Raw genomic sequence first — 21,269 nt, forward strand, 5'->3', positions numbered from 1 at the left:
AGGAGGGCCAGTCCGTGCGGATTGGCCCTCCTGTCGTCCCTGTAGGCTTGATCGATGACACCATCGCGCACCTTCGACCAGTCGTCGAAGCTCAAGAACGTCCTGTACGAGATCCGCGGAAACGCCCTCGTCGAGGCGGCGCGATTGGAAGCAGAGGGCCACCGGATCCTCAAGCTCAACACCGGCAATCCCGCGATCTTCGGCTTCGACGCCCCGCATCAGATCGTGCACGACATGCTCGCCGCGCTCCCCACGGCCCACGGGTACAGCGACAGCAAGGGCATCATCTCCGCCCGGCGTGCCGTGGTGAGCAGGTACGAGGAGATCGACGGGTTCCCCCGTTTCGATCCCGATGACGTGTACCTCGGCAACGGGGTCTCCGAGCTCATCACCATGACCATGCAGGCGCTGCTGGACGAGGGGGACGAGGTCCTCATCCCCGCGCCCGACTACCCGCTGTGGACGGCCATGACCAGCCTCGCGGGTGGCACGCCCGTCCATTACCTCTGCGACGAGGACGCGGGCTGGCAGCCCGACCTCGAGGACATCCGGTCGAAGATCACGCCGCGGACCAAGGCGCTCGTGATCATCAACCCGAACAACCCCACCGGCGTGGTCTACTCCCGGCAGGTGCTGGAGGGCCTCGTGCAGATCGCGCGCGAGCACCAGCTCCTCATCCTCTCCGACGAGATCTACGACCGCATCCTGTTCGACGACGCGGTGCACATCCCGACGGCGACCCTGGCCCCCGACCTGCTCTGCCTCACGTTCAACGGGCTCTCCAAGACCTACCGCGTGGCCGGCTACCGGTCCGGTTGGATGGTCGTCACGGGTCCGCAGGACCACGCCAAGGGCTTCATCGAGGGCATCACGCTGCTGGCCTCGACCCGGCTCTGCCCGAACGTCCCGGCGCAGCACGCCGTCCAGGCGGCGCTGTCCGGCGTGCAGTCGATCGACGCCCTGATCGCCCCGACCGGGCGGCTGCACGAGCAGCGCGACATCGCCTGGGAGGGGCTGGAGGCCATCCCCGGTGTGTCCTGCGTGAAGCCTCAGGGCGCCCTCTACGCGTTCCCCCGACTGGACCCGAACGTGCACGAGATCCGCGACGACGCCAAGCTCGTCTACGATCTGCTGGTGTCCGAACACATCCTGCTCGTGCAGGGGACGGGCTTCAACTGGCCGACGCCGGATCACCTGCGCCTCGTGACCCTGCCAGAGCCGCGAGTGCTGAGCGAAGCCGTCGAGCGCCTCGGGAACTTCCTGTCGAGCTACCGGCAGTAGTCTCCCCGGAGACGGAGCGGTCGAGGTCGGCCGCGAGCCGGCGCACGGCGGCGACCAGCGCCGACCGCGGCGCGACATCGGAGATCGGCCGGGCATGCAGGAGAGCCGCATCGACGGCACGGCGGTCCAGCGGGAGGAAGGCGATATCGGTGAGCCCGGCGAACCGCTCCAGCGTGCGTCGGATCTGACTTCGGGCGTCGAGGCCGAGCGGCCCGGGACGGACCTGGTTCACGACGACCGTCACCGGCGTCTGGCCGACCAGACGCCGCAGCTCTGCATGGTCCCGCAGGAAGCGGCTGACCCCCAGCGGGTCCGCCAGGGCCAAAGCCACGACCCGGTCCGCCTCGCTCAACGTCGCGACGGTCGCGGCGTGTCGCCGCGGGCCGACCACGTCGTACATCGCCTCCTCGTCCGTGTCGACGGCGGCTGAGACGTCCACCACGGTCTCTTCCGCCCACCTCCGGCAGACCGACAGCGTCGCCCGCATCCGCGCGTCGGAGAGCTCGGGCCAGCGGCTCGGACGGTTGAGGCCCGCCAGCACGTCGACCTCGGCGCCGCCTGCGGCGAGCCGGGCGGACAGGCGGGTCAGTTCGGCCGGATCGAGCGCACCGGCCTCGGCGCGACGGCAGGCTGCCGCGAGCCCTGGGGCGTCGTCGTCCATCCCGAGGAGCAGAGCCAGAGAGGGCGCCACTGTGTCGGCGTCGATCAGCGCCGTCCGGCGCCCGCGCCGCGCGAGTTCCACGGCGAGCTGAACGGCGATCGTGGAGCGTCCTGGCGCTCCGTGCGAGCCCCAGATGGCCGTGAGGCGGGACGCCGCCCTCGGCGGGCCCGTGACAGGGTGCCGCACGTCGGTGGAGAGCGCTGCAGCGATCTCCCATCCCGGAGCATCCGTGCGCAGGGGCGGGGCCAGGCCCTTCCGCATGACCGCCCGGCTGTCCGTGCCTCCGAGGGTGACGATGCGGACGCCGGCGCGATCGCACGCCGAAAGGAGTTCGGGGGTCAGCACAGCCCTGGTCGCGGGGGCGACGACAGCCTCCACGTCCGGTTGCAGACGGGCGATGATCGCGGAAGCGGACGCGGATGGGAGGCTGAGGGCGGAGACGCCCTCCCATTCGAGTTCGGCGACCAGCTCGTCGGCTCGAGGCTGGGTCACGGCGAGGAGGACGACGCTCACGACCCGGCTCCGACCGGGACGACGGAGAGCGCGGCGCCACCGGTGACCGCGGCGAGGACCGCAGCGACGTCGCTCCGATCGATCACGATCTCCAGCTCCGCCGCATTCTCCGCCAGCAGTCCCTCCGGCTCGAGGACAGCGCGGACGACGACGTCCCCCACGAGGATGCGGGGTTCATCGTACGAGCGTCCGTCCTCGCGCAGCGGTGCCTGCCAGATCTCCACCTCGGTTCCCGCCGCGACGTCCTCCGGGAGACCCACGCTGCTCTCGACGACGACCGTCGTGGTGCGACTGTCCGAGGCCGCGGTCATCGCCGTCCTTGGCACCAGCTCGCCCTCCGTCAGCGTTCGGACGGCGACCTGTCCCGCAGGGAGCTGATCCGGCCGGAGGTACTCGTCGGACACCGCGCCGAGCGCCACATCGACCGTCTCGAAATCGGCGGCACGGAGGACCTCCCCGCGAGCGATCGTGCGTCGTGCCTGGAGCACCGGGACCGCCTGGTCGGACGAGGTGAGGACGAACCAGACGCCGGCGATCGATGCGAGGACGAGCACGGTGCCCACCGCGAAGCGGGCATCACCGCGGAAGCGACGAGGGGAGCGGGAGAGCGGGGCCATGGCGATATGGTCACAGACGCGGGGTTCTGGGCCGTCGAGTTATCCACAGGCTCGCGCCTGCCCGTACGGCGCGCGCCGTGGGCACCCAGAATGAGGGCATGACACCCCCGCACCCGCACACCCCCCGGTTCCTCGCGCCAGCGCAGGTGGCAGAGCTGCTGAGCATCGACGTGGACGAGGTCATCGCGCTCGTCCACGCCGGTCATCTTCGCGGTGCCCCCCTGGGCGCTCCCGCGCGCTGGCGCATCGAGGAGCCGAGCATCGAGGAGTACCTGGCCGCGCAGACGGAGGAGGCGCGCCGGATGGCCCTGTGGCGGCAGTCGCAGGCCGCGAGCTTCCCCGAGCTGTGGGGCTCCTCCGCGGCGCGGCACCGCTGAGCGTCAGAGCGTCGCCGTCCCCTGCACCCGGATCGCCGCCAGCGCCGCGTACGGCACCATCCTGAATCCTCGGACGGCGTCGGCCCGACGAGCTGCGCCGCTGTCGTGCTCGGCGAGGTCGAGGTGATCGGCGGCGGCGCGATCGATGGTCCCGTGGAGGTCGTCCCCGACGAGGAGACGGAGGTGCACCGGGAGGCGACGACGCGCGAGGTCGCGGAGAGCGAAACCCAGCGACATCCGCTCGCGGAGCGTCGGCGCTCCCTGGCTCTCGTCGACGAGGCTGCTCAGCATCGAGCCATGGTCGACGGTGAGCCCGAGGACCGACGTCATCGGGATCAGCAGCATGGAGCTCGGCACGCGCGCGCCCTGGGGCACTCGGGAGACGGCGGCGAGCCAGTCCACTCCCAAGGACCGCAGCCCGACGGGGACACGCGCGCCGTCGGCGAGGTGGAGCGTCGTGTCGGTGCGCTCGTCGCACAGATGACGCAATCGTGCGCGCAGATCGAGCCGGGCGATGCGGAGCCGCTCGGATTCGGCGTCGCGGGCGGCGCGTTCCGCCTCCCACTCCGCGGCGAGCTGTCCTTCCAAGTCGTCGAAGAGGGATTCCCAGTGCACCCGACCGAGCGTAGGGGCGGGCGTCGCCTCCTCCGAGTTATCCACATCCCTGCCGAGACCGCACTCCTTCCGGCCCGTGCTGCGGTCGTCTACGGGTTGTCCACAGACCTGGGCCGGTGGCGCCCGTGCCGCACCGGGAACGTGTTCTACTGACGGCTCGCCGACCCCTTCGAAGGGAGATCGAGATGATGCTGGCCGAGTACTTCGGACCGCAGCCCACCCCGGCCGATGAGCTTCCGGACCCCGCACTTCTCGTGCGGAGCCTCACCCAGGGCGCGCTCGAGGTTTTGGCGGGGGTGCGGGAGGTGGACCAGCTCGCCCGGTGGTTCAGCGAGGAGGCCTACCGCAGCGTGGTCGTCCGGGCCAACCTCGCCGCCCGTGCGCGCAGCGCTCGTGGTGTCGCGCCGTCGCGGCCCACCTTCGTCATCCGCACTGTGCGGGTGACCCACCCGCGGGACGGCATCGTAGAGGCTGTCGTGGTGGTGGCGGGACCGGGGCGCACGCGCGCGGTGGCCCTCCGGCTGGAAGGGCTCGACCACCGGTGGCGCGCGACGTCGCTCGCCATCCTCTGAGGCGGGGGAGCCTAGGCTGGTGAGGTGTCAACCCTCAGTGATCTCGCCCAGGCCCAGGGCCTTCTGACCGACGACGACGTGGAGTGGCTGCACCGGCTCGCCGGTGACGGACAGCTCCTCGCGGACCTCGCCTCCGCCGACATCGTCCTGTGGATCCAGACGGACGACGGATCGTTCGTCGCCGTCGCGCACGCACGACCGAGCGGCGCGGCGACGCTGTTCTACCGCGACATCGTCGGGGAGCGGGTGCGTCCGCAGTGGCGCACGCAGGTGCAGGGTGCCTTCGAGTCGGCGGAGATCGTGGACTCCTCCTCACCCGACTGGTTCGAGGAGACACCGACCAGGGTCCGCGCCGTCCCGATCGTCATCGAGCGTCGGGGTGAGGACAAGGCTCCTCGCGTGATCGGCGTGGTCACACGGCACACCAACCTCGGGGAGGTGCGCACGCCGTCGCGTCAGCAGATCACCTTCGACGAGTGTGCCAACGACCTGTTCCGCATGATCGCGGACGGCAGCTTCCCGGACCCGGCAGCCCCCACGTCACCGCGCCGTGGCGCTCCCCGGGCGTCCGACGGGCTGATCCGGATCGACGTGGACGGCATCACGACCTTCGCCAGCCCCAACGCCCTGTCCGCGTTCAATCGGATGGGCTTCGACGACGAGTTGGAGGGGGAGTCCCTTGCCGAGGTGACCACCCGGCTCGTGCCGCCCTCCCGGCAGGTCGACGAGTCGCTGCCCGTGGTGGTGACCGGTCGGGCGCCTTGGCGGACGGACATCGAGGCGCGTGGCGTGACGGTCTCGCTCCGCGCCATCCCCCTGAAGGATCACGGCACACGCATCGGGGCCATCGTGCTCTGCCGCGACGTCTCGGAGCTGCGCCACCAGGAGCAGGAACTCATCACCAAGGACGCGACGATCCGGGAGATCCACCACCGCGTCAAGAACAACCTGCAGACCGTGGCCTCTCTGCTCCGGATCCAGGCCCGACGCACGCACTCCGACGAGGCGCGGGATGCTCTCACGCAGGCCATGCGCCGTGTGGACGCGATCGCGGTCGTGCACGATACCCTCGCCCAGGGGCTGACGCAGAAAGTCGACTTCGACGAGGTCTTCCATCGCGTGCTCAAGCTCGTCGCCGAAGTGGCGTCGGCTCCCAACACGCGCGCCCGCACCCAGTCGACGGGACACTTCGGCGTGCTCCCGAGCGAGTACGCCACTCCGTTGGCGCTGGCCCTGACGGAGGTCGTGACCAATGCGGTGGAGCACGGCCTCGCCGGGCAGGAGGGTGTCGTGACCATCGACGCCAAGCGCACCGAGGACAACCTCCGCGTGACGGTCCGCGACACGGGCCACGGGCTCCCGGAGGGCCGGATCGGTCAGGGCCTGGGCACCCAGATCATCCGCACCCTGATCCAGGGCGAGCTCGGCGGCACGATCGACTGGCGGGGGAGTGAGGGCGAGGGGACCGAGGTGGTCATCGACATCCCGCTGCGCTGGCTCGAGCGCTGACGCTCTGCCCGGAACATGCAGAAGCGGCCTGAGACGATGTCTCAGGCCGCTTCGCGAATCTCAGGAGGCGCGACGGGCGCGTGCGGCGCGACGCTTGAGCGCGCGGCGCTCGTCTTCGGACAGGCCGCCCCAGACGCCCGAGTCCTGGCTGGTCTCCAGGGCGTACTGCAGGCAGATCTCGGTGACCGTGCACGTCGCGCAGACGGTCTTGGCCTTCTCGATCTGATCGACGGCCGGGCCGGTGTTCCCGACGGGGAAGAACAGTTCGGGGTCGACGGTCAGGCAGGCGGCCTTGTCACGCCAGTCCATGGGGGCTCCTCGGTGTGGATTTCATGAGATGTCGCGATGCGACCTCTCGATTCGGGCGACGGTTCGGGTTCCGCTACCCTGTTGAGATACGGGCGGATGCCCGCTGATTGTGATGCGAACGCGAACGTTCGCCCCACGCCGCTGTGGGAGCACATGACTTTCTCTATTCTGTTACATGAATACCCTGAAATCAAGGGTTTTCTCGTCATTCGATCCCCGGGAGGACACCCGTGCGCGCACCGGGAATCGCCCGCGCCGCCGCCGCCGTGCTGGCGGTGGAAGCCGTCGCCCTGCTCGTCTTCGCCGTGATCGAGATGGCCGGACTCGGGGCCGGGGACGCCGCGTCGCTGCCGACGGCCATCGCTCTCATCGTCCTGACGCTGATCGGCGCCGCCGCGCTCGCGGCCTTCGCGTTCGGCACTCGCGCCGGACGCTCCTGGGCGCGATCGGGCGGGGTGGTGTTCCAGGTCCTCGCGATCGCCCTGGCGCTCGGCGCCCTCACGCTGCCGCCCATCCCGTGGGCCTTCGTGCTCGGACTCGGCATCCCGGCTGTCGCGGGCTTCGCGCTCCTCATAGCGAGCGCGCGCCGGGAGGGGACCCGACGCGAAGCGGAGTGAGTCCGCGCCGCCCTGTCAGGCGTCGATGCCGAGCTGCTTGCGCAGCCGCGCGACGTGGCCCGTGGCCTTCACGTTGTACTGCGCGCTCGTGATGACGCCGTCCTCGTCGAGGACGAACGTCGAGCGGATCACGCCTTCGACGACCTTGCCGTAGTTCATCTTCTCGCCCCAGGCGCCGTACGCCTCGTGCACCGCGTGGTCGGGGTCGCTGAGCAGCGGGAACGTGAGGCCGTCGCGGTCGCGGAAGGCGGCGAGCTTCGCCGGCTCGTCCCGCGAGACGCCGACGACCTGATACCCGGCGCCCTGCAGCGACGAGATGCTGTCGCGGAAGTCGCAGGCCTCCGTCGTGCACCCCGGCGTCATGGCGGCCGGGTAGAAGTACAGCACCGTCTTCGTGCCGCGCAGATCGGCCAGGCGGACGGTGTTCCCGTCCTGGTCGAGCAGGGAGAAGTCGGGGGCGGCGGTTCCGGTTTCCAGGCGTTCGGTCACGGCCCCAGCTTATCGTCCGGGGGGCTGCTCCGCCTTGTCGGCGAAGGTCTGCAGGAGGCGCTGCAGGGAGTCGAGGCGAGCGCGTCCGGTCTCGCTCAGCTCGCCGCGGTCCGCCGCCTCGATGAGGGCGCAGTCGGGAGCGTCGGGGAGGTGGGTGCAGCCGCGCGGGCAGTCCTCCGCGATGACGGCGAGCTCGGTGAAGGCGGCGAGGATGTTCGCGGGGTCGACGTGCCCGAGACCGAAGGAGCGGACACCGGGGGTGTCGATGACCCAGCCGGAGCCGTCGGCGCTCTCGTAGCGCAGCGAGACGGTGGAGGAGGAGGTGTGACGCCCGCGGCCGGTGACCTGGTTCACGTGTCCGGTGGCGCGGCCCGCGGTGGGCACCAGGGCGTTCACCAGCGTCGACTTGCCGACACCGGAGTGTCCGACGAACACCGTCGAGTGGCCGATGAGTGCGGCGCCGATCTCGTCGACCGGCATCTCGTCCTGTGCGCTCGTGAACACACGGAGGTCGAGGCCCTCGAAGTGCGCGAGGAAGGGGGCGGGGTCGGCGAGATCGGTCTTCGTCACGACGAGGAGCGGGCGGATACCGGCGTCCAGGGCCGCGACGAGATAGCGGTCGACGAGCCGGGCACGCGGCTCCGGGTCGGCGGCGGCCACGACGACGAGCATCTGGTCCGCGTTCGCGACGATCACCCGCTCGACCTCGTCGGTGTCGTCGGCGCTGCGGCGGAGGAGCGAGGTGCGCTCGACGATTCCCACGATCCGGCCGAGCGTGCCCTCGTCGCCCGAGGTGTCGCCGACGACGCGGGCCCGGTCGCCCGTGACGATCGGCGTGCGCCGCAGCTCTCGCGCGCGGGCGGCGGTGATCGTACGCTCCTGCGCGGTGTCCTCGTCGAGGAGCACGGAGTACCGGCCACGGTCGACGCCCAGGACGCGGCCGATCTGCGCGTCCTCGTGCGCGGGGCGTCGCTTGGTGCGGGGACGGTTGGCCTTCGGGTTCGGCCGGGTGCGGATGCTGCTCTCGTCGTAGTCCTCGAAGTCGTCTTCGAGGTCGTCGGCGTCGTTCAGCCAGCTCACCCGTCAGCCTCGCAGCATCCGCTCCCAGAGCATGGTGAACTCCGGGAGGGTCTTGGCGGTGGTGCCGATGTCATCGATGATCACGTCGGGGACGCGGAGGCCGATCAGCGCGCCGGTCGTCGCCATCCGGTGATCGTGGTGCGCGGCCCAGGTACCGCCCCGGAGCGGGCCGGGAACGATGCGGATGCCGTCGGGGAGCTCCTCGGCGGTCCCGCCGAGCGCGCGCAGGTTCCCGACGAGCGCCGCGATCCGGTCGGTCTCGTGGAGGCGGATGTGGCCGATGCCGCGGATGGTCGTGGGGCCGTCGGCGAAGGCCGCGAGACCGACGAGGGTCGGCGTCAGCTCGCTGGCGGCGGAGAGATCGAGATCCAGTCCGCGGATTCCGGACCCTGCCCGCACGGTGAGCACCCCGCCGTGACGGCTGACGTGCGCACCCGCCGCCTGCAGGATCTCGGGGAGCAGCGCTCCGGGCTGCGTCGAGTGCGCCGGCCAGCCGGTGATCGCGACGGAGCCTCCGGCGACGAGGGCCGCCGCGAGGAACGGGGCGGCGTTGGAGAGATCCGGCTCGATCGGGATCTCCTTGGCGCGGGGGACTCCGGCCTCCACCAGCCATTCGCCGACCGCGGGGCGCTCGATGCGGATGCCGCGGCGGCTCAGCGCCTCGATGGTCATGTCGATGTGCGGCAGGCTCGGCAGGCGCTCGCCGGTGTGCACGAGGTGCAGGCCGACGTCGAAACGCGGGGCCGCGAGCAGCAGCCCGGACACGAACTGGCTGGAGGCCGACGCGTCGATCTCCACGCGACCGCCGCGGATGTGGCCGTGGCCGCGGATGGTGAACGGGAGGGCCCAGGTGCCCTCGTCGTCGATGTCGACGCCGAGGTCGCGCAGGGCGCTGATGAGCCCGCCCATGGGCCGGTGCAGGGCCGTCTCGTGCGCGGTGAGGTGGACGTCCTGCTCCGCGAGGCCGGCCAGCGGCGCGATGAAGCGCATGACGGTCCCGGCCTGGCCGCAGTCGATCGTCGTGCCGCCGCGGAGCTTGCCGGGCGTGATCACGAGATCGGGACCGAACTCATGACCGGCGTCGACCTCCTCGATGCCGACGCCGAGTGCGCGGAGGGCCTCCACCATGCGCTGCGAATCGTCGGAGTGCAGCGGCGCGATCAGGCGGCCGGGGCCGTCCGCGATCGCCGCGATGAGGAGCTCGCGGTTCGTGAGGGACTTGGAGCCGGGGATCGTGAGCTCGGCGTGCACCGGGCCGTCGATCGTGGGCGCGGGGTAGGCGCCCTGCACACGGGTGGGGGAATACCTTTTGGCGCTCATCGGTTCTCACCTTAGTAAACGCAACGCCGTCCTCGTGAGAGGCGGCACCCGTGCGAAGGGAAGAGGATGCCTGCGACGCTGGAACGCGAGGTGATCGACCTCAGCCGCCTAGACTGGCCGGTGATGGACGACACCGCAACCGCAGCCACCGTCGGCGACCCTCGGCGCGAGTTCGAGGAGCAGGCGCTCCCCTTCATGGACCAGCTCTACGCCGCCGCGATGCGCATGACGCGCAATCCCGCTGACGCCGCCGATCTCGTGCAGGAGACCTTCGTCAAGGCCTACGGCTCGTGGTCGACCTTCGCGCAGGGCACGAACCTCAAGGCGTGGCTGTACCGCATCCTCACCAACACGTACATCAACATCTACCGCAAACGGCAGCGCGAGCCGTTCCAGGGCACCATCGACGAGCTCGAGGACTGGCAGCTCGGCGGCGCGGAGTCGACGACGGCGTCGCACAGCCGGTCGGCGGAGGCGGAGGCCATCGACCGCATGCCGGCGTCGGTCGTGAAGGACGCGCTGCAGGCGGTTCCGGAGGACTTCCGGCTCGCGGTGTACCTCGCCGACGTCGAGGGCTTCGCGTACCAGGAGATCGCCGACATCATGAAGACCCCCATCGGCACCGTGATGAGCCGTCTGCACCGTGGCAGGCGGATGCTGCGGGAGCTGCTGGCCGACTACGCCGCGGAGCGGGGAATCGCCGCGGCTGACCCGAGGAGCAAGAAATGAGCGACTGCGGCTGCGACAAGGCCCGTCAGGATCTGGAGGAGTACCTCCGCAACGAGGTGTGCAAGACCGAGCACGCCGAGATCCGCGAGCACCTGGAGAACTGCCCGGCATGCCGGGACGAGGCTCTGGTGGCGACGACCCTCACCGAGGTCATCGCCCGCGCCTGCAAGGAGACCGCTCCGGAGGAGCTGCGGGACCAGGTGTTCGCCCGGCTCCGCGAGGTCCAGGCCGCGCAGCACTGAGCGTCCCGCCGGGCGCGGAGCGTCGGAGACCGCCCGTAGGCTGTGTGCATGGCCCTCATCGATGCACGCGGGATCCCCGCTGACCAGACGTCCGTCGACCGCGTCGCGGAGGACGGCCTCGACTATCGGGTCTTGGATACGACGGACGCCACGCGCGTGGCCGCCTTCCAGCGCGCGATGGCCCGCGGGTTCCTCGGTGCCGACCCCTCGGAGGCGGCTCGCGAGGAAGGTGTCGGCACCCTGAAGAGCCGGCGAAACATCGGCGTCTACGAGCCCGACGCCCCGGCCGACCGCTTCCCGGTGGCGACCATCGACTCCTGGGTGACGCCGCTGACGATCCCCGGCAGCGAGATCGGGATGTGGGCGATCAGCGGGGTCACCGTGGCCGGCACGCATCGCCGCCGTGGCATCGCGCGCGCCCTGCTGGAGGGTGAGCTGCGCGCCGCCGTCGATGCCGGCCTCCCCGTCGCGGGCCTCACGGTTTCCGAGGCGACCATCTACGGGCGGTACGGCTTCGGCTCCGCCGTCCCCGTGGCGCGGTTCACCGTGGACGTGCGCCGCGCCGGCTGGGCGGGCCCCGTCCCGGCCGGCCGCGTGGAGTACCTCGAGCGCGAGGAGCTCGCCGAGGCCCTGGCGGAGGCGCACGAGCGCGCCCGTACCGCGCGGTCCGGCCAGGTGCCGGGGTGGGCGGCCCGCTGGGCGGGCATCAGCGGGCTCGCGAGCACCGACACCGACCGGGACCGGGTGCGCGGCATCCGCTATCGCGACGAGTCCGGTCAGGTGCGCGGCGTGATGGCCTTCCACCTCACCGAGCGCGGTGGCACGTTCCGGTTCGCGTTGCACGTGCGCCTGCTCGTCGCCGAGACGGCGGAGGCGACGGCTGCGCTGTGGCGGTTCGCGCTGCAGCACGACCTCGTCGACGAGGTGACCGCCGATCTCCGACCGCTCGACGACGCCCTGCCGTGGCTGGTCGCGGACCCGCGCGGCGTCACCCAGGAGGTGCACGACCACGGCTGGCTTCGCGTCCTGGACGTCCCCGCCGCGCTCACGGCCCGGACCTACGCCGCGCCCCTGGACGCCGTGCTCCGCATCGAGGACGCCCTGGGATTCGCCGCGGGCACCTGGCGGCTCCGCGTCGACGCGCAGGGGCACGCGGACATCGAGGACGCTCCGGGCGCCGAGGCGGACCTCGTCCTCGACGTCTCCGCGCTCTCGTCGATCTACGCCGGCAGCATCCGCGTCGCCGCGCTGCACGGAGCAGGCCGGATCACGGGCCCGGTCAACGCCGTCGAGGCACTGGACCGTGCGTTCGTCGCCTTCCCGGCGCCGTCCCTCGACATCTGGTACTGACCCGCGGAACGGAGAAGGGCGCCCCGGCCGAAGCCGGGGCGCCCTTCGTCGTCAGAGGCGGTCAGCCCAGGGTGACCGCCGCGCGGATGAGCGCGGCCTGCTCGGTCGCGTGCACCTTGGACGAGCCCGTCGCCGGCGAGGCCGACGCCGGACGCGAGACCGGGCGGAAGGAGCGGTCGCCGGGGACGTCGGCGAAGGCCAGAGCGAGGAACGGCCAGGCGCCCTGGTTCTCCGGCTCCTCCTGCACCCACACGAGCTCGGCGTTCGGGTACGAGTCGGTGATCTTCTTCAGCGCGTCGATGGGCGTCGGGTAGAGCTGCTCCAGACGCACCAGGGCGATCTCCGGGTTCGGGTTCTTCTCCAGCTCGGCGCGGAGGTCCCAATGCACCTTGCCGCTGTGCACGAGCACGCGCTTCACGGCGGAACGGTCGAGACCCCGGTCGTCGTCGAGGACCGGCTCGAAGCGGCCCCCGGTGAACGCCTCCACCGGGCTCGTCGCGCCGCGCAGGCGCAGCATCGCCTTCGGCGTGAACACGATCAGCGGCTTGCGCGGACGGGCGTAGGCCTGCCGGCGCAGCAGGTGGAAGTGCGACGCCGGGGTCGACGGGCGCGCCACGATCATGTTGTCCTGCGCGCACAGCTGCAGGAACCGCTCGATGCGTGCGGAGGAGTGGTCCGGTCCCTGGCCCTCGTAGCCGTGGGGGAGCAGGAGCGTGACGCTGGACTGCTGACCCCACTTCTGCTCCGCGGCGGAGATGTACTCGTCGATGACCGACTGGGCGCCGTTGACGAAGTCGCCGAACTGCGCCTCCCACAGCACCAGAGCCTCGGGCGCCTCCACGGAGTAGCCGTACTCGAAGCCGAGCGCGGCGTACTCGCTGAGGAGGGAGTCGTAGACGAAGAAGCGGCCCTGCGCGTCGGACAGGTTCGACAGCGGCAGCCACTCCTGGCCGTTCGCACGGTCGTGAAGCGCGGCGTGCCGCTGCACGAAGGTCCCGCGGCGCGAGTCCTGGCCGGCGAGGCGCACCGGGGTGCCCTCGACCAGGAGCGAACCGAAGGCGAGCAGCTCGCCGAAGCCCCAGTCGATGTTCCCGTTGCGGCTCATGTCGAGGCGCTTCTCCAGCAGCTGCTGGATCTTCGGGTGCACCGTGAAGCCCTCGGGCTTGTTCACGAACGCGTCGCCGATGAGGCGGATGACCTCGGCGGGCACTCCGGTGACCTCGGGGGCTCCGACCTGGTCCTCGACCTGCGGGGCCTCCTCCGGGGCGATCGGGGTCGTGCCGGTCTCGGCGGCGTGCGTCTCGGCGAAGGCGATCTCCAGACGGTTCTGGAAGTCGGCCTTGGCCTCGTCGTACTCCTCCTCGGTGATGTCGCCGCGACCGACGAGGGACTCCGTGTACAGGCGGCGGACGGAGCGCTTCGCCTGGATGAGGTCGGTCATCAGCGGCTGCGTCATCGAGGGGTCGTCGCCCTCGTTGTGGCCGCGACGACGGTAGCAGACGAGGTCGATCACGACGTCGCGGTGGAAGCGCTCGCGGTACTCGAACGCGAGCTGCGCGACGTGGATGACGGCCTCGGGGTCGTCGCCGTTCACGTGGAAGACCGGCGCCTGGATCGTCTTGGCGACGTCGGTGGCGTAGACCGAGGTGCGGGCGTCGCTCGGCGTCGTGGTGAAGCCGACCTGGTTGTTGACGACCACGTGGATCGTTCCGCCCGTGCGGTAGCCGCGCAGCTGCGACATCTGCAGGGTCTCGACGACGACGCCCTGGCCGGCGAAGGCCGCGTCGCCGTGGACGAGGATGGGCAGCCAGGCGAAGGTGCCGATGGGCTTGCGGTCCTGCTTGGCGCGGACGATGCCCTCCAGCACGCCGTCGACCGTCTCCAGGTGGGAGGGGTTGGCGGCGAGGTACACGGGCAGCGCGGAGCCGTCGTCGGCGACGAACGTGCCCTCGGTACCCAGGTGGTACTTCACGTCGCCCGAGCCGCGCTGGTTGCCGGGGGTCTGCGTGCCTTCGAACTCGCGGAAGACCTGGCCGTACGTCTTGCCGGCGATGTTGGTGAGCACGTTCAGGCGGCCGCGGTGGGCCATGCCGATCGCGGCGCCCTCCAGCCCGGCCGTGGCCGCGCCCTGGAGGATCTCGTCGAGGAGCGGGATCAGCGACTCGCCGCCCTCGAGCGAGAAGCGCTTCTGGCCGACGAACTTCGTCTGCAGGAAGGTCTCGAAGGCCTCGGCCTCGTTGAGCTTGCGCAGCACGCGCAGCTGCTCGTCGTGGCCGGGCTTCTGGTATTTGACCTCGACCTTCTCCTGGAACCAGCGGCGCTGCTCCGGGTCCTGGATGTGCATGTACTCGATGCCGAGAGTGCGGCAGTACGAGTCGCGCAGCACCCCGAGGATGTCGCGGAGCTTGGCGACGCGGCGCCCGCCGAACCCGCCGGTGACGAACTCGCGGTCGAGGTCCCAGAACGTCAGGCCGTGGCTCTCGATCTCCAGGTCCGGGTGCGAACGCTGACGGTACTCGAGCGGGTCGATGTCGGCCATGAGGTGGCCGCGCACACGGAAGGAGTTGATGAGCTCCTGCACCCGGGACTGCTTGTCCACGCGCTCGGCGAGGTCGACCGCGATGTCCGGGTTCCAGCGGATGGGCGCGTACGGGATGCGCAGCGCCGCGAAGATGTCGTCGTAGAAGCCGCGCTGGCCGATGAGCAGCTCGTGCACCTTCTTCAGGAACTCGCCGGATCCGGCGCCCTGGATGACGCGGTGGTCGTACGTGCTCGTGAGGGTGATGGTCTTGCCGATCGCCAGCTCGTTGAGCGTCTTGTCGCTCGCGCCCTGGAACTCGGCGGGGTACTCGAGAGCACCGGCGCCGATGATGCAGCCTTGGCCCTTCATGAGACGCGGGACCGAGTGCACCGTGCCGATGCCGCCCGGGTTGGTGAGCGAGACCGTCGTGCCCTGGAAGTCGGCGGCGGTGAGCTTGTTGGCGCGCGCGCGGGTGACGAGATCCTCATAGGCGGCGAGGTACTCGGTGAAGGTCATGGTGTCGGCACGCTTGATGCTCGGGACCATGAGAGCGCGGGTGCCGTCCGGCTTGGGCAGGTCGATCGCGATGCCGAGGTTGACGTGCGCCGGGGCCACGACGGAGGGCTTGCCATCGATCTCGGCGTAGAAGACGTTCTGGCTGCGGAACTCGTCGAGGGTGCGGATGAGGGCCCAGCCGATGAGGTGGGTGAAGCTGACCTTGCCGCCGCGGGTGCGGGCCATGTGGTTGTTGATGACGATGCGGTTGTCGATCATCAGCTTGGCCGGGACCGTGCGGACGCTCGTCGCGGTGGGGACGGTGAGCGATTCGTCCATGTTCGCGGCGAGGGTCTTCGGCAGACCGCGCAGCGGGGTGACCTTGTCCTCCTCGGAGGGCGGCTGCGTCTCCTTGGACTCCTGCTTCGGCTTCGGCGCCTGGGCGGGGATCGGCGCGGCGGCCGCCGGCTTCGCCGTGGTGCGGGCGACGGGCTGTGCACCGATCACGGGGATGGGAGCGGTCACGGGGTGCGCCGGGGCCGTGGTCGCGGCGGGAGCGCCTCCGGCTGCGGTGGTCTCGGAGTGGTACTTCTCTAGAATGGGCCACCACTCCTTGTCGACCGAGTCGCGGTTCTCCTTGAACTGCTCGTAGAGCTCTTCGACGAGCCAGGAATTGGCTCCGAACCCCCCGTCGCCACCGACGCCGGTCACCTGGTTCGACACGCTCTATCGCCCTCTTTCATCGCTGAAGATCTCCGATGCGGACGCACGACGCAGGATGCGCTCGGGCCCGCACACTCTCGACCACCAAGCCTAACCTGTTTCGACCGCAGAGACGTCGAAGAGACCGACCCGTGCCGCGCCGATCTGGGTACCGTGGAGACATGGAGTTCTCAGGTGCGCAGCCGACCGTCGATCTGACCTACTCGGACGTCTTCCTGGTGCCGCGCCGTTCGGCCGTCACCAGTCGCCTCCAGGTCGATCTCGCTCCGCACGACGGCACCCCGGCGACGCTGCCGCTCGTCGCCGCGAACATGAACTCGGTGACCGGGCCGCGGATCGCCGCCGTGCTCGCGCGCCGCGGGGCGCTGGGCGTGCTGCCGCAGGACCTCCCGCTCCAGGAGCTCGACGCCGCGATCCGCGACGTGAAGGGGCAGCCGGTGCTCTGGGACACGCCGCTCGTGCTGCCCCAGGAGGCGACCGTCGCCAACGCCCTCCGCCTGCTCCCCGCCGCCCCCGGCCACGGGATCGTCGTCGCCTCCGGTGCGGCACCGATCCCCGTCGACCGCATCGTCGGCGTGCTCCCGGCCACCCGTCTCGCGACCGCGCTGCCCGACGCGCAGCTCGGCGACCTCGTGCACCGGGGGACGCCGTCGATCGACGCGGACGACATCGGCTCCGAACGGCACGCTTTCGACGTCATCACCGAGGCGGACGTCGAAGTGGTCACGGTCATCCACCACGGCCACCTCGTCGGGACGCTGAGCGCCCGCAGCGCCCTCCGCGCCACGCTGTACCGGCCGGCCGTGGACGCCGACGGGCGCCTCGCCGTCGCCGCGGCGGTCGGCATCAACGGCGACGTCGGGGCGAAAGCGAAGGCGCTCGCGGCGGCCGGGGTGGACGTGCTCGTCGTCGACACCGCGCACGGCCACCAGGAGGGCATGCTCCGGGCGCTGCAGGAGGTCGCGTCCCTCGGGCTCGGGCTCCCCATCGTCGCGGGGAACATCGTCACCGCGGACGGCGTGCGGGATCTCGTCGACGCGGGCGCCTCGATCCTCAAGGTCGGCGTCGGGCCGGGGGCGATGTGCACGACGCGGATGATGACGGCGGTCGGTCGTCCCCAGTTCTCCGCGGTGCTGGAGACCGCGCAGGCCGCCGCGGAGGCCGGAGCCCATGTCTGGGCCGACGGCGGGGTGCGCTACCCCCGCGACGTCGCCCTCGCGCTCGCGGCCGGTGCCGCCTCCGTCATGGTCGGCTCCTGGTTCGCCGGGACGATCGAGGCCCCGGGCGAGCTCCAGCGCGACACGGACGGTCGTCTGTTCAAGGAGTCGTGGGGGATGGCCTCGACCAAGGCCGTGCAGGCGCGGTTCGGTCGGCTGGACGCCTACGAGCGGGCGCGCAAGGAGCTGTTCGCCGAGGGCATCTCCTCCTCCAAGATCTACCTCGACCCGCTGCGCCCGGGAGTCGAGGACCTGCTCGACATGATCACATCGGGCGTGCGGTCGTCCTTCACCTACGCCGGGGCCGCGACCGTGCCCGAGTTCCACGAGCGCGCCGTCGTCGGATTGCAGTCGGCGGCCGGCTACGAGGAGGGCAAGGCGCTGCCGGTCAGCTGGTGATCACCTGCCGCGACCACAGTCCGCTTCTGTAGAATCGAGCGCACTATGGACGACCCTCCCAGTTGCCGAACATCGCCCCACCGTCCCGTTCTCTCCCCGGAGAGGAAGATCTGATGGACTACATCATGTTGGGCGTGGGGCTTCTGCTCACGGTCGGCACCGGCCTCTTCGTCGCGAGCGAGTTCGCCCTCGTGAACCTCGACCGCGCGGATCTGGAAGCGCGGCAGGCGCGAGGCGAGTCCCGCCTCTCCCTGACGATCAGCGCCCTGCGGCACACTTCGACGCATCTCTCCTCCGCACAGCTCGGCATCACGCTGACCACGCTGCTGACCGGATACACGATGGAGCCGGCGCTGTCGAACCTCCTGCGTCCCACGCTGGTCGCCTGGAACATCCCGGAAGCCGCCGTCGCTCCCATCGCGACCGTGGTGGCGATGTTCGTCGCGACGGTGCTCTCGATGATCCTCGGCGAGCTCGTCCCGAAGAACTTCGCGCTGGCGCTGCCCCTGGCCACGGCGAAGCTCGTCGTGCCGTTCCAGATCGCCTTCACGACCGTGTTCAAGCCGGCGGTGGTCGTGCTCAACGGCAGCGCCAACGGGGTGCTGCGCAGCATGGGCATCGAGCCCAAGGAGGAGCTCTCCGGCGCCCGCAGCGCGGAGGAGCTCTCGTCCCTCGTGCGGCGGTCGGCGAGTGCCGGAGTGCTGGAGGCCGACACCGCGACGCTGCTGGACCGCACGCTCACGTTCTCGCGGCTCACCGCGGCTGACGTCATGACGGCGCGCCCGAGCATGCACGCGATCGCCGCCGGCGACTCGGTGGACGACGTGATCCAGCTGGCGCGGCGCACCGGCCACAGCCGCTTCCCGGTCTTCGACGAGGATCTCGACGACATCACGGGCGTCGTGCACCTCAAGGCCGCCATCTCGGTGCCGCGGGAACGCCGGGCCGAGGTGCCCGTCGGTGCTCTCGCGACCGATCCGCTGCGGGTGCCGGAGACCGCCCACGTCGACGCGCTCATCTCCGACCTCCGCGGTCGCGGCTACCAGCTCGCGGTCGTCGTGGACGAGTACGGCGGGACGGCGGGGATCGTGACGCTGGAGGACCTCGTGGAGGAGCTCGTCGGCGAGGTCTCCGACGAACACGACCGGACGAGGGCCGGCATCATCCGCAACCGCGACGGGGTGACCTTCCCCGGCGAGCTGCGTCCGGACGAGCTGCGCAGCCGCGCAGGCGTCGAGGTGCCGGAGGGCGATGTGTACGACACGGTCGGCGGCTACGTCATGAGCGTCCTCGAGCGGGTGCCGGTCGTCGGCGACGAGGTGCCCCTGGAGAGCGGCACGCTGCAGGTGGTCCGCATGGACGGCCGCCGGGTGGATCGGGTGCGCTACGTCCCGAGACCGGACACCGTCGTCATCGAGGGGGTGTCCCTGTGAGCGATTGGGGAGGCCTCGCCTGGCTCGTCGTCCTGCTGGCGGCGAACGCGTTCTTCGTCGGCGCCGAGTTCGCGGTGATCTCCGCGCGGCGCTCGCAGATCGAGCCGAAGGCCGAGCGTGGCTCGCGCCCGGCCAAGACGGCGCTGTACGCCATGGAGCACGCGACGCTCATGCTCGCGACCTCGCAGCTCGGCATCACGATCTGTTCGCTGCTCATCCTGAACGTCTCCGAGCCCGCCATCCACCACCTGCTCGCCGTGCCGCTGCACGCGCTGGGCTGGTCGGACGGCGCGGTGGACGTCGTGTCGTTCACGATCGCACTGCTCATCGTGTCGTTCCTGCACGTCGTGTTCGGCGAGATGGTGCCGAAGAACCTCGCGTTCTCGATTCCGGACCGGGCCGTGCTGCTGCTGGCGACGCCGCTGGTGTGGGTGTCGAAGGTGTTCATGCCGGTGATCTGGCTGCTGAACGCGGCGGCGAACGGCGTGCTGCGCCTCTTCCGGGTGGAGCCGAAGAACGAGGCGGCGTCGACGTTCACACTCGACGAGGTGGCGACCATCGTCAACCAGTCGCGCCGTGAGGGCGTGCTCATGGACACCGCGGGTACGGTGACGGCCGCGGTGGAGTTCACCGACAAGAAGGCGCGCGACGTGGCCGTTCCGCTGAGCGACCTCGTCACGCTGCCGCAGACGACCACGCCCGACGACATCGAGAAGGCGGTGGCCCGCTACGGGTTCTCGCGCTACGTGATCGTCGACGATGAGGACGTCCCGATCGGCTACGTCCACCTCAAGGACATCCTGCGGGCCTCGGAGGGCCCGGATGCCGAGGCCAAGGTGCTCGAGCCGATCCCCGGCAAGCGCATCCACCACATGGTGCCCGTGCAGGAGGACACCGATCTGGAGGACGCCCTCGCCGTCATGCGCCGGGCCGGTCGCCACCTCGCCAAGGTCCGCGACGCCCGGGGGGAGACCACCGCCGTGCTGTTCCTGGAGGACATCCTCGAGGAGCTCGTCGGCGAGGTGCAGGACGCGACCCGTCGCGTCCGCGGCCACTGACATCCGGAGACGCGAAGGCCGCCGGCTCCCTCGGGGACCGGCGGCCTTCGTCGTGGGCGTCAGCGCCAGTGCGCGCGTTCGTACTGCGGCGGCCAGGCGACCGTGTCGCCCAGCTCGTGCGCGGCCCGGAGCGCGAAGTGCGGGTCGCGCAGCCACTCCCGTCCGGCGAAGATCGCGTCGGCCGCCCCGTCGGCGAGCACCTGCTCGGCCTGGGCGGCGGCGGTGATGAGGCCCACGGCCGACACCGGGATCCGCCCGCCCTGGCGGACCGTCTCGGCCAGCGGGACCTGGTAGCCGGGGGAGACGCTGATGCGCTGGTCCGCGACGAGGCCGCCGCTGGAGACGTCGATGAGGTCGGCGCCGCGCGCGGTCGCCCAGCCGCCGACCGTCGCGGCCTCCTCGGGCGTGAACCCGCCCTCTGCGTGATCCGTCGCCGAGATGCGGACGAACAGCGGCACGTCGTCGCCGGCCGCCTCGCGCACCGCGTCCACGACGCGCAGCAGCAGCCGGGCCCGGTTCTCCAGCGAGCCGCCGTACTCGTCCTCGCGGAGGTTCGACAGCGGCGACAGGAACTGGTGCAGGAGGTAGCCATGGGCTCCGTGGATCTCGATGACGTCGAAGCCCGCCTCGAGCGCCCGACGGGTCGCCGCGGCGAACCCGTCGACCACGCGGTCGATGCCGTCCGCGTCCAGCGCGACCGGCGCGGCGAACCCCTCGTAGGCGACCGCGGACGGGGCGGTTGTCGTCCATCCGCCCGCGGCGGTGGGGACCGAGCCGCGCTCGTCGGCCCAGGGCCACCAGGTCGAGGCCTTCCGCCCGGCGTGCGCGAGCTGGATGCCCGCGGCGGTCCCGCGGTCGTGGATCGCGCGGACGATCGGGGCGAGGGCGTCGCGCTGCGCGTCGTCCCACAGCCCGAGGTCGCGAGGGGAGATGCGCCCCTCCGGCACGACGGCCGTGGCCTCGGCCACGATGAGCCCGGCGCCGCCCGAGGCGAACTGCGCGAGGTGGGTGTGGTGCCACTCCTGCGCCACGCCGTCGACGGCGCTGTACATGCACATGGGGGAGACCCAGAGGCGGTTGCGGAACGTGGTGGACCGGATGGTCAGCGGGGAGAAGAGAAGACTCACCGTTCGACGGTACCG

At 71.0% G+C, this 21,269-nt stretch carries 20 protein-coding genes; 11 read left to right on the forward strand and 9 right to left on the reverse strand.

Going from position 1 to position 21,269, the window contains the following annotated elements; translation table 11 throughout:
- The first annotated feature begins 54 nt into the window (after window positions 1–54).
- Window positions 55–1,281 (forward strand): pyridoxal phosphate-dependent aminotransferase, encoded by a 1,227-nt coding sequence (locus KZC57_RS15680; protein WP_060923649.1) that lies wholly within the window; start codon window positions 55–57, stop codon window positions 1,279–1,281.
- On the opposite strand, the gene KZC57_RS15685 is transcribed toward KZC57_RS15680, so the two are convergent.
- Window positions 1,172–2,455: a P-loop NTPase gene (locus tag KZC57_RS15685; RefSeq protein ID WP_247642156.1), complete on the reverse strand. Its 1,284-nt coding sequence runs from the start codon at window positions 2,453–2,455 to the stop codon at window positions 1,172–1,174. The genes KZC57_RS15680 and KZC57_RS15685 overlap by 110 nt on opposite strands.
- Window positions 2,452–3,072: an SAF domain-containing protein gene (locus KZC57_RS15690; RefSeq protein WP_247642157.1), complete on the reverse strand. Its 621-nt coding sequence runs from the start codon at window positions 3,070–3,072 to the stop codon at window positions 2,452–2,454. The genes KZC57_RS15685 and KZC57_RS15690 overlap by 4 nt, the downstream gene beginning before the upstream one ends.
- 98 nt (window positions 3,073–3,170) lie before the next feature.
- On the opposite strand from KZC57_RS15690, the gene KZC57_RS15695 reads away from it, so the two are divergent.
- On the forward strand, window positions 3,171–3,449 hold the full coding sequence (locus tag KZC57_RS15695; protein WP_060923181.1) for a helix-turn-helix domain-containing protein: 279 nt from the start codon (window positions 3,171–3,173) through the stop codon (window positions 3,447–3,449).
- A gap of 3 nt (window positions 3,450–3,452) precedes the next feature.
- On the opposite strand, the gene KZC57_RS15700 is transcribed toward KZC57_RS15695, so the two are convergent.
- Window positions 3,453–4,064 (reverse strand): hypothetical protein, encoded by a 612-nt coding sequence (locus KZC57_RS15700; protein ID WP_060923180.1) that lies wholly within the window; start codon window positions 4,062–4,064, stop codon window positions 3,453–3,455.
- A gap of 185 nt (window positions 4,065–4,249) precedes the next feature.
- Here KZC57_RS15700 and KZC57_RS15705 point away from each other — a divergent pair, with 185 nt between their 5' ends.
- Window positions 4,250–4,636, forward strand: a complete 387-nt coding sequence (locus tag KZC57_RS15705) for an Rv3235 family protein (RefSeq protein WP_060923179.1) — start codon at window positions 4,250–4,252, stop codon at window positions 4,634–4,636.
- Between the two features lie 24 nt (window positions 4,637–4,660).
- Window positions 4,661–6,145, forward strand: a complete 1,485-nt coding sequence (locus tag KZC57_RS15710) for a sensor histidine kinase (RefSeq protein ID WP_060923178.1) — start codon at window positions 4,661–4,663, stop codon at window positions 6,143–6,145.
- Between the two features lie 60 nt (window positions 6,146–6,205).
- Here the strand turns inward: KZC57_RS15710 and KZC57_RS15715 are convergent, their stop codons facing one another.
- Window positions 6,206–6,454, reverse strand: coding sequence for a WhiB family transcriptional regulator (locus tag KZC57_RS15715; protein WP_017203224.1), 249 nt, complete (start codon window positions 6,452–6,454; stop codon window positions 6,206–6,208).
- 230 nt (window positions 6,455–6,684) lie between these two features.
- Between KZC57_RS15715 and KZC57_RS15720 the strand changes: the two genes are divergently transcribed.
- On the forward strand, window positions 6,685–7,071 hold the full coding sequence (locus KZC57_RS15720; RefSeq protein WP_060923177.1) for a hypothetical protein: 387 nt from the start codon (window positions 6,685–6,687) through the stop codon (window positions 7,069–7,071).
- Window positions 7,072–7,086: 15 nt separating this feature from the next.
- Here the strand turns inward: KZC57_RS15720 and bcp are convergent, their stop codons facing one another.
- The 3 genes from bcp to aroA are packed head-to-tail and all read right to left on the reverse strand — an operon-like array spanning window position 7,087 to window position 9,960.
- Complete coding sequence (gene bcp / locus KZC57_RS15725; RefSeq protein ID WP_105949568.1) at window positions 7,087–7,560, reverse strand: thioredoxin-dependent thiol peroxidase; 474 nt, start codon at window positions 7,558–7,560, stop codon at window positions 7,087–7,089.
- Window positions 7,561–7,569: 9 nt separating this feature from the next.
- Window positions 7,570–8,640, reverse strand: coding sequence for a ribosome small subunit-dependent GTPase A (gene rsgA / locus KZC57_RS15730; protein WP_060923175.1), 1,071 nt, complete (start codon window positions 8,638–8,640; stop codon window positions 7,570–7,572).
- A gap of 3 nt (window positions 8,641–8,643) precedes the next feature.
- Window positions 8,644–9,960, reverse strand: a complete 1,317-nt coding sequence (gene aroA, locus KZC57_RS15735) for a 3-phosphoshikimate 1-carboxyvinyltransferase (protein WP_105949569.1) — start codon at window positions 9,958–9,960, stop codon at window positions 8,644–8,646.
- 123 nt (window positions 9,961–10,083) lie between these two features.
- Between aroA and KZC57_RS15740 the strand changes: the two genes are divergently transcribed.
- Genes KZC57_RS15740 through KZC57_RS15750 form a run of 3 tightly spaced genes read left to right on the forward strand, consistent with a single transcriptional unit; the run spans window position 10,084 to window position 12,281 of the window.
- A complete protein-coding gene (locus tag KZC57_RS15740) occupies window positions 10,084–10,689 on the forward strand; it encodes a sigma-70 family RNA polymerase sigma factor (protein ID WP_200839056.1) in 606 nt (201 codons plus the stop codon).
- Complete coding sequence (locus KZC57_RS15745) at window positions 10,686–10,931, forward strand: zf-HC2 domain-containing protein (RefSeq protein WP_025103064.1); 246 nt, start codon at window positions 10,686–10,688, stop codon at window positions 10,929–10,931. The genes KZC57_RS15740 and KZC57_RS15745 overlap by 4 nt, the downstream gene beginning before the upstream one ends.
- Window positions 10,932–10,979: 48 nt before the next feature.
- Window positions 10,980–12,281, forward strand: coding sequence for a GNAT family N-acetyltransferase (locus KZC57_RS15750; protein WP_247642158.1), 1,302 nt, complete (start codon window positions 10,980–10,982; stop codon window positions 12,279–12,281).
- Between the two features lie 61 nt (window positions 12,282–12,342).
- Here the strand turns inward: KZC57_RS15750 and KZC57_RS15755 are convergent, their stop codons facing one another.
- Entirely contained in the window at window positions 12,343–16,020 is a 3,678-nt protein-coding gene (locus tag KZC57_RS15755; RefSeq protein WP_247642159.1) for a multifunctional oxoglutarate decarboxylase/oxoglutarate dehydrogenase thiamine pyrophosphate-binding subunit/dihydrolipoyllysine-residue succinyltransferase subunit, read from the reverse strand.
- A gap of 161 nt (window positions 16,021–16,181) precedes the next feature.
- On the opposite strand from KZC57_RS15755, the gene KZC57_RS15760 reads away from it, so the two are divergent.
- The 3 genes from KZC57_RS15760 to KZC57_RS15770 all read left to right on the forward strand — a co-directional run bounded on the left by KZC57_RS15760 (window position 16,182) and on the right by KZC57_RS15770 (window position 20,127).
- Window positions 16,182–17,636, forward strand: a complete 1,455-nt coding sequence (locus KZC57_RS15760) for a GuaB1 family IMP dehydrogenase-related protein (RefSeq protein WP_247642160.1) — start codon at window positions 16,182–16,184, stop codon at window positions 17,634–17,636.
- Window positions 17,637–17,749: 113 nt separating this feature from the next.
- Window positions 17,750–19,069, forward strand: a complete 1,320-nt coding sequence (locus KZC57_RS15765) for a hemolysin family protein (RefSeq protein WP_136050973.1) — start codon at window positions 17,750–17,752, stop codon at window positions 19,067–19,069.
- Window positions 19,066–20,127, forward strand: a complete 1,062-nt coding sequence (locus tag KZC57_RS15770) for a hemolysin family protein (protein WP_025103069.1) — start codon at window positions 19,066–19,068, stop codon at window positions 20,125–20,127. Before KZC57_RS15765 ends, KZC57_RS15770 begins: the two co-directional genes overlap by 4 nt.
- Window positions 20,128–20,186: 59 nt before the next feature.
- On the opposite strand, the gene KZC57_RS15775 is transcribed toward KZC57_RS15770, so the two are convergent.
- Window positions 20,187–21,254, reverse strand: coding sequence for an NADH:flavin oxidoreductase/NADH oxidase (locus KZC57_RS15775; RefSeq protein WP_144880892.1), 1,068 nt, complete (start codon window positions 21,252–21,254; stop codon window positions 20,187–20,189).
- Window positions 21,255–21,269: the final 15 nt, after the last annotated feature.

Source organism: Microbacterium sp. KSW4-4, assembly GCF_023091185.1.
GTDB classification, from domain to species: Bacteria; Actinomycetota; Actinomycetes; order Actinomycetales; family Microbacteriaceae; genus Microbacterium; species Microbacterium paraoxydans.

Bases quoted from the DNA above. Each gene is read 5' to 3' on its own strand.
- KZC57_RS15715 (WP_017203224.1), bottom strand. From the start codon at position 6,454: ATGGACTGGCGTGACAAGGCCGCCTGCCTGACCGTCGACCCCGAACTG.
- KZC57_RS15695 (WP_060923181.1), top strand. From the start codon at position 3,171: ATGACACCCCCGCACCCGCACACCCCCCGGTTCCTCGCGCCAGCGCAG.
- KZC57_RS15740 (WP_200839056.1), top strand. From the start codon at position 10,084: ATGGACGACACCGCAACCGCAGCCACCGTCGGCGACCCTCGGCGCGAG.
- KZC57_RS15760 (WP_247642160.1), top strand. From the start codon at position 16,182: ATGGAGTTCTCAGGTGCGCAGCCGACCGTCGATCTGACCTACTCGGAC.
- KZC57_RS15750 (WP_247642158.1), top strand. From the start codon at position 10,980: ATGGCCCTCATCGATGCACGCGGGATCCCCGCTGACCAGACGTCCGTC.
- KZC57_RS15745 (WP_025103064.1), top strand. From the start codon at position 10,686: ATGAGCGACTGCGGCTGCGACAAGGCCCGTCAGGATCTGGAGGAGTAC.
- KZC57_RS15690 (WP_247642157.1), bottom strand. From the start codon at position 3,072: ATGGCCCCGCTCTCCCGCTCCCCTCGTCGCTTCCGCGGTGATGCCCGC.
- KZC57_RS15765 (WP_136050973.1), top strand. From the start codon at position 17,750: ATGGACTACATCATGTTGGGCGTGGGGCTTCTGCTCACGGTCGGCACC.
- aroA (WP_105949569.1), bottom strand. From the start codon at position 9,960: ATGAGCGCCAAAAGGTATTCCCCCACCCGTGTGCAGGGCGCCTACCCC.
- KZC57_RS15705 (WP_060923179.1), top strand. From the start codon at position 4,250: ATGATGCTGGCCGAGTACTTCGGACCGCAGCCCACCCCGGCCGATGAG.
- KZC57_RS15680 (WP_060923649.1), top strand. From the start codon at position 55: ATGACACCATCGCGCACCTTCGACCAGTCGTCGAAGCTCAAGAACGTC.